This window comes from Micrococcus sp. KRD012, from assembly GCF_017168555.1.
In the GTDB taxonomy this organism is placed as follows: Bacteria; Actinomycetota; Actinomycetes; order Actinomycetales; family Micrococcaceae; genus Micrococcus; species Micrococcus luteus.
Genome location: NZ_JABFBB010000050.1, coordinates 1 through 5517, shown reverse-complemented (window position 1 = coordinate 5517; position 5517 = coordinate 1). Strand labels below are relative to the sequence as shown.

Below are 5517 nucleotides of genomic sequence, written 5' to 3'. Positions count from 1 at the left end.
GGGCGCAGACAGGACAGCGGTGCTCGGGGTCGTCGGCGGCGCAGGCCGCACAGCGGACCTCGAGCGTGGTGCAGGCCGGGTCGGCGCAGTTGCGCAGCGCCGAGGTCGGTGCCTCGCACGTGACGCACCGGCCGATGGTCTCGGCGTCGGCGGTGAAGCGGGTGGACAGGCGTCGGTCGAACACGGCCAGCTCGCCCCGCCACAGTCCGGCGTCGCCGCGGGCCTCGCCGTAGCGGACGATGCCGCCGTCGAGCTGGTAGACCTCGGCGAAGCCGCGGTCCTTGAGCAGGGCGGAGAGGACCTCGCAGCGCACGCCGCCCGTGCAGTAGGTGATCAGCGGCGCGTCCTTGAGGTGGTCCAGGGCCCCGGAGTCGACGGCGGCGAGCAGGTCGCGGGTGGTGTGCGCGTCCGGGACCACGGCCCCGTCGAAGCGGCCGATGGCCGCCTCCACCGTGTTGCGGCCGTCGAGGAAGCGCACGGGGTTCGCGGTGCCGGCGCGCTCGGCGACCAGCGCGTCCACCTGGACGGGCGTGAGCCGCTCCCCCGTGCCGACGACGCCACCCGCGTCCACGGTGACGCGCTCGGGGGCCCCGAACGCGACGAGCTCGGGCTTGACCTTGACGGAGAGGCGGGGGAAGTCCGCCGCCGAGCCGTCCGACCACGTCACCTCGAGGTCCCGGAACGCCGGATGCTCCCGCGTGCCGCGCACGTAGCGCTTGACCGCGTCGACCGGTCCGCCGACGGTCCCGTTGATCCCCTGCGGCGACACGATGATCCGGCCGGTCAGGCCGAGGGACGCCGCGAGCGCGCGCTGCCACAGCCGCACCGCCTCGGGGTCGGCGAGCGGGGTGAACCGGTAGTACAGCGCGATGCGGGAGAGGGCGGCGGTGCTCATCGAGGTCCAGGCTAGTGCGCGGCCCCGGACGTGACGGCCGTGAGGGACGGGCGGGGCCTGGCCCGCACCGGCCACACGCCTTACCCTTCAGACATGACTGAGCATCTGGATCCGGCACTGGTCGACATCTGGTTCGCGGCCTGGTCGCGATCGCGCGGCTACCGCATCAGCCAGGAGGCGGGGCGACGCGCGGCCCTGCGCACCCCCCGCCCCGCCCGCATGATCCCCGGCGGCTCCGGTCGCGCCACGGTGGACGTGCCGGCCACGTGGGAGCACGTGGTGGTGAACCCCTCCCGCGCGGAGCTCGAGGACCTGCGCGAGGCGGTGCGGGACCAGGAGCAGATCCTGCTCACCGTGTTCGGCGACGCCGGCGAGGACCCGAAGGCCATGGGCCTGAAGGCCCAGGCCGAGCCGGAGCGCTTCATGACCATGGACATGGACCCCGAGCTGCAGGACGTGGAGCCCCCGCTGCTGCCCGAGGGCTATGAGGCCCGCGTGGACCAGCCGATGGAGGGCAGCCGTCGCCTGCGCATCCTGGCCGTCGGCGCCTCGACCGCGCCCGAGGGCGAGGAGGAGCTCGCCGCCCTCGGCTGGGTCACCGAGGAGGACGGCACCGCCGTCTACGACCGGATCTGGACGTCCCCGAACCACCGTCGCCGCGGCCTCGGCTCCCTCGTGATGCGCTACCTCACCTCCGAGGTCATGAGCGAGGGCGAGATCAGCCGCGGCCTGCTCGTCGCCTCCCCGGACGGCCAGAAGCTGTACCGCCACCTGGCCTGGACCGACCTCGGCCCCGTGTCCATCTGGGGTCGCGGCCTGGTCGAGGACAACCCCACCGCCGAGCACACCGGCACCATGGGGGCGTGACCGGCCACCTCCCGGAGCACGATCCCTGGGCGGATCCCGCGGGCGGCTGGGGGCCGCCCGGCACGGCGGACGCCGCGCCGCCCGTCGACGACGCCGCCCCGGACTCCTCCGGACCGGAGCCGCAGCCCGTCGGTGAGGTGGTGGCCGACGTCGTGGCCGGGCTGTCCGTCACGGCACCCGGCGACCTGCGCCCGGACACGCCGGCGGGGGCCGCACTCCGTGCGGCGCTGGGCCGGACCGGGCTGCCCGAGCAGATCCGCCACGTCACCGAGCTGCCCGCACGGCAGGCCCGGCACACGGACTGGCCCGCGGACGCTCCGGAGGGCCTGGTCAGGGCCTTCGCGGCGCGCGGCGTCGAGCGGCCGTGGCTGCACCAGGTGCGCGCCGCGGCCCTGGCCGGCGCGGGGACGCACACCGTGCTCGCCACGGGCACGGCGTCGGGCAAGTCGCTGGGCTACCAGCTGGCGGTCGGCACCCGGCTGGCCGCCGACCCCCGGGCCACCGCGCTCTACCTCGCCCCCACCAAGGCCCTCGCGGCGGACCAGCTGACCTCCTGGCGCGCCCTCGAGCGGGACGGCGCCCCGGGGCTGCGCGCGGCCCCCTACGACGGCGACACCGCACCGCAGGACCGGATCTGGGCCCGCGAGCACGCCACCGTGCTCATGACCAACCCGGACATGCTCCACGTGGGCATCCTGCCGCACCACGAGCGGTGGGCCGCGTTCTTCCGGAACCTGGCGTTCGTGGTGGTGGACGAGTCGCACACCTACCGGGGCGTCTTCGGCTCGCAGGTGGGGATCCTGCTGCGCCGGCTGCGGCGCATCGCCGCCCACTACCGCGGGGACCGTCCGGAGACCGTGTTCATCGGGGCGTCGGCGACGTCGGCGGATCCGGCCGGGCACTTCGCCCGACTGATCGGGGCGCCGGCCACGGCCGTCACCGAGGACGCGTCCCCGCACGGGGCGGTCACGGTGGCGTTCTGGGAGCCGGAGCTGACGGACCGCCGGGGCGAGAACGGCGCGCCCGTCCGCCGCTCGGCGATGGCCGCCGCCGCCGACCTGGTCACGGACCTGGCCCTGCAGCAGGTCCGCACGCTGGCGTTCATCCGCTCTCGGCGCGGTGCCGAGGCCATCGCGAGCGCGGCCAAGCGGCAGCTCGAGGAGGTCGAGCCGGGGCTCGGCGCCCGGGTCGCGGCCTACCGCTCGGGCTACCTGCCCGAGGAGCGGCGGGAGCTGGAGGCGGACCTGCGCTCGGGTCGGCTGCTGGGCATGGCCTCGACGCCGGCGCTGGAGATGGGCATCGACGTCGCGGGGCTGGACGCCGTGGTGGTGGCCGGCTGGCCGGGCACCCGCGCGTCGTTCTTCCAGCAGATCGGCCGCGCCGGGCGCGGCGGCCAGGACGCGCTCGCGTTCTTCGTGGCATCGGACGACCCCCTGGACACGTTCGTGGTGGACCACCCGGAGGCCGTGTTCGACCTGGGCGTGGAGGACACCGTGGTGGACCCGGAGAACCCGCACCTGCTCGGCCCGCAGCTGTGCGCGGCCGCCGCGGAGCTGCCGATCACGCCCGAGGCGTTCGGCTGGTTCGGGGAGCCGGAGCGGGTGCGCGCCCTGCTGGACGTGCTGGTCGAGCAGGGGCTGCTGCGCCGTCGGCCGGCCGGCTGGTTCTGGACGCACCCCGAGCACGCCGCCGGCATGGTCTCCCTGCGGGACGACGGCGGCGGGCCCATGGACATCATCGACGCCGAGTCCGGTGCCCTGCTGGGCACGATGGACTCGCCCCAGACCCACTACCAGGCGCATCCCGGCGCGGTGTACGTGCACCAGGACCGCACGTACCTCGTGGAGGAGCTGGACGAGGACGCGCACGCGGTGGTCGTCACGCGCGCCTGGCCGGACTTCACCACGCAGGCCCGGGACGTCACGGAGATCGAGATCGTGGCGGTGCACCGCCGCCTGGACGCGCGCGCGGGCACCCTGCGCTGGTGCCTCGGGGACGTGCAGGTCCGCACCCAGGTGGTGTCCTTCCAGCGCAAGGCCCTGGTCTCCGGGGAGGTGCTCGGCGAGGAGCCCCTCGACCTGCCGGCACGGGACCTGTTCACCTCCGCGGTGTGGTTCCAGGCAGCCTCGGACGAGCTCATCGCCGCGGGACTGACCACGGATCGCCTGCCCGGCGCCCTGCACGCGGCCGAGCACGCGATGATCGGCATGATGCCGCTCGTCGCCTCGAACGACCGCTGGGACATCGGCGGCGTCTCGATGGTCCTGCATCCGGACACCGGCTCCCCCGCCGTGTTCGTCTACGACGGCCGGCCCGGCGGGGCGGGCTTCGCCGAGCGCGGCTTCGAGCAGGCGCGGCGCTGGGTCGAGGCGACGGCGGGGGCCATCGCGGCGTGCGAGTGCGCGGAGGGCTGCCCGTCCTGTGTGCAGTCCCCCAAGTGCGGCAATCGCAACAGCCCACTGGACAAGGCCGGCGCGCTGACCGTCCTGCGGTTCCTGATGGACCACGCCGATCACCTCGTCCCGGCGGACGCCTCGACCGACGGCTCGGGCGGCGCCTCCTCCGGCGGGGCCACGGACGCGGCGCCCGGGGCCTGAGACCGCGGCGGGCCCGCGACGGCGTCGGCCGTGGCCGCCGGCAGCGGGGCGCGGGTGAGCTCGACCGCGACGCGCACGGTCCCGTCCTCGCGCACCTCGCACGCCACGACGGCGGCCCCGTTGCGTTCGGCGGTCCGCCCGGCCAGCGCGCACGGCTCGTGGTCGGAGAGCCCGCGCCGGGCGTCGGAGGCGGCGAGCGCCGCCAGATCGGCGGCCCCGGCCGCCCGGGCGCCGGTGACCGAGGCCTGCCCCAGCGCCGCGACCGCCAGCAGCAGCCCCGCCCCCAGGGCGGCGGTGCCCAGGACGGACACGGTGCCCGAGCCGCGTTCGCCCCGCGCGGGCGCCCTCCCGCGGGTCATGACCGGTCCTCCGGCGAAGCGGCGGGCGTTCCGGGCCGCTGGTCGGGGGCGGCGGCGTGCGCGGTGAGGGTGAGGGCCTCGGCCCAGGCGAGCGGCCCGGGACCGGGCTGGACGACCTCGACGGTCACCCAGCCGCCCTTGATGGTGTGCGAGAGCGAGGCATCGTCGCCGGCCATGCGTGCCACGGCGTCCCGGGCCGCCGCCTCGTCATCGCCCCGGGCGAGGATGCGGGCGGCCGACGCCGCCGCGTCCTGACCCCGCACCTGCTGCACCGCGGCGGCCCCGGCCAGCAGGACGGACACGAGCACGAACGCGATCACGGGCAGCAGCACCGCGTACTCGGCCGTGACGGCCCCGGTCTCGCCGCCCCGGAGCGCCCGGGGCCACCCCGCCGTCCGGGCGCCCGTGCGGCGCCCGGACGGCGAGGCGGAGGTCGGGTGCTCAGTCACGCTGGAGCGCCCCGGAGACGAGGTCCACGAGCAGCGACTGCACGTCCGGGCTGGTGAGCACGACGGCCAGCACGCCCGCGAAGCCCACGGCGGCGAGCGTGAGGATGCCGTACTCGGCCGTGATCGCGCCGGTCTCCTCGCCCGCGGCGTCGACGACGCGCGCGAGGCGATTGCGGCCGCTCGGGCGGGTGACGGCGGGCTGGGCGGAGTGGGAGCGGTGGGTCATGGTGGTCCTCCTGGAGTGGGCCCCGCGGTGCGGGGCGGTGATGACGGCCCGGCTGGGCCGCTGGTCCCAGGCTGGCCCGCTCCGGGGCTCGCGCGCCGGGGGCGGCGCGGATCCGGGGATGGGC

6 protein-coding genes are annotated in these 5517 nt (G+C 76.3%); 2 read left to right on the top strand and 4 right to left on the bottom strand.

Features of this window, described 5'->3' with window-relative positions; all coding sequences use genetic code 11:
- Window positions 1-895, bottom strand: an 895-nt coding sequence (trhO, locus tag J1M37_RS11330; protein ID WP_206452679.1) for an oxygen-dependent tRNA uridine(34) hydroxylase TrhO, incomplete at its 3' end; no start/stop codon positions are given.
- 93 nt (window positions 896-988) lie between these two features.
- Between trhO and J1M37_RS11325 the strand changes: the two genes are divergently transcribed.
- Both J1M37_RS11325 and J1M37_RS11320 read left to right on the top strand, forming a co-directional pair.
- Window positions 989-1762 carry a GNAT family N-acetyltransferase gene (locus tag J1M37_RS11325; protein ID WP_166437434.1) on the top strand — a complete coding sequence of 258 codons (774 nt, stop codon included), beginning with the start codon at window positions 989-991 and terminating at the stop codon, window positions 1760-1762.
- The gene (locus tag J1M37_RS11320; protein WP_206452678.1) at window positions 1759-4359 is read left to right on the top strand and encodes a Zn-binding domain-containing protein; all 2601 of its coding nucleotides are present in this window, start codon (window positions 1759-1761) and stop codon (window positions 4357-4359) included. The genes J1M37_RS11325 and J1M37_RS11320 overlap by 4 nt, the downstream gene beginning before the upstream one ends.
- On the opposite strand, the gene J1M37_RS11315 is transcribed toward J1M37_RS11320, so the two are convergent.
- The 3 genes from J1M37_RS11315 to J1M37_RS11305 are packed head-to-tail and all read right to left on the bottom strand — an operon-like array spanning window position 4275 to window position 5393.
- On the bottom strand, window positions 4275-4718 hold the full coding sequence (locus J1M37_RS11315) for an Rv3654c family TadE-like protein (RefSeq protein WP_041104006.1): 444 nt from the start codon (window positions 4716-4718) through the stop codon (window positions 4275-4277). The genes J1M37_RS11320 and J1M37_RS11315 overlap by 85 nt on opposite strands.
- Complete coding sequence (locus tag J1M37_RS11310; RefSeq protein ID WP_041104004.1) at window positions 4715-5167, bottom strand: TadE family type IV pilus minor pilin; 453 nt, start codon at window positions 5165-5167, stop codon at window positions 4715-4717. Before J1M37_RS11310 ends, J1M37_RS11315 begins: the two co-directional genes overlap by 4 nt.
- Window positions 5160-5393 carry a DUF4244 domain-containing protein gene (locus J1M37_RS11305; protein WP_049147913.1) on the bottom strand — a complete coding sequence of 78 codons (234 nt, stop codon included), beginning with the start codon at window positions 5391-5393 and terminating at the stop codon, window positions 5160-5162. The genes J1M37_RS11310 and J1M37_RS11305 overlap by 8 nt, the downstream gene beginning before the upstream one ends.
- Window positions 5394-5517 lie beyond the last annotated feature (124 nt).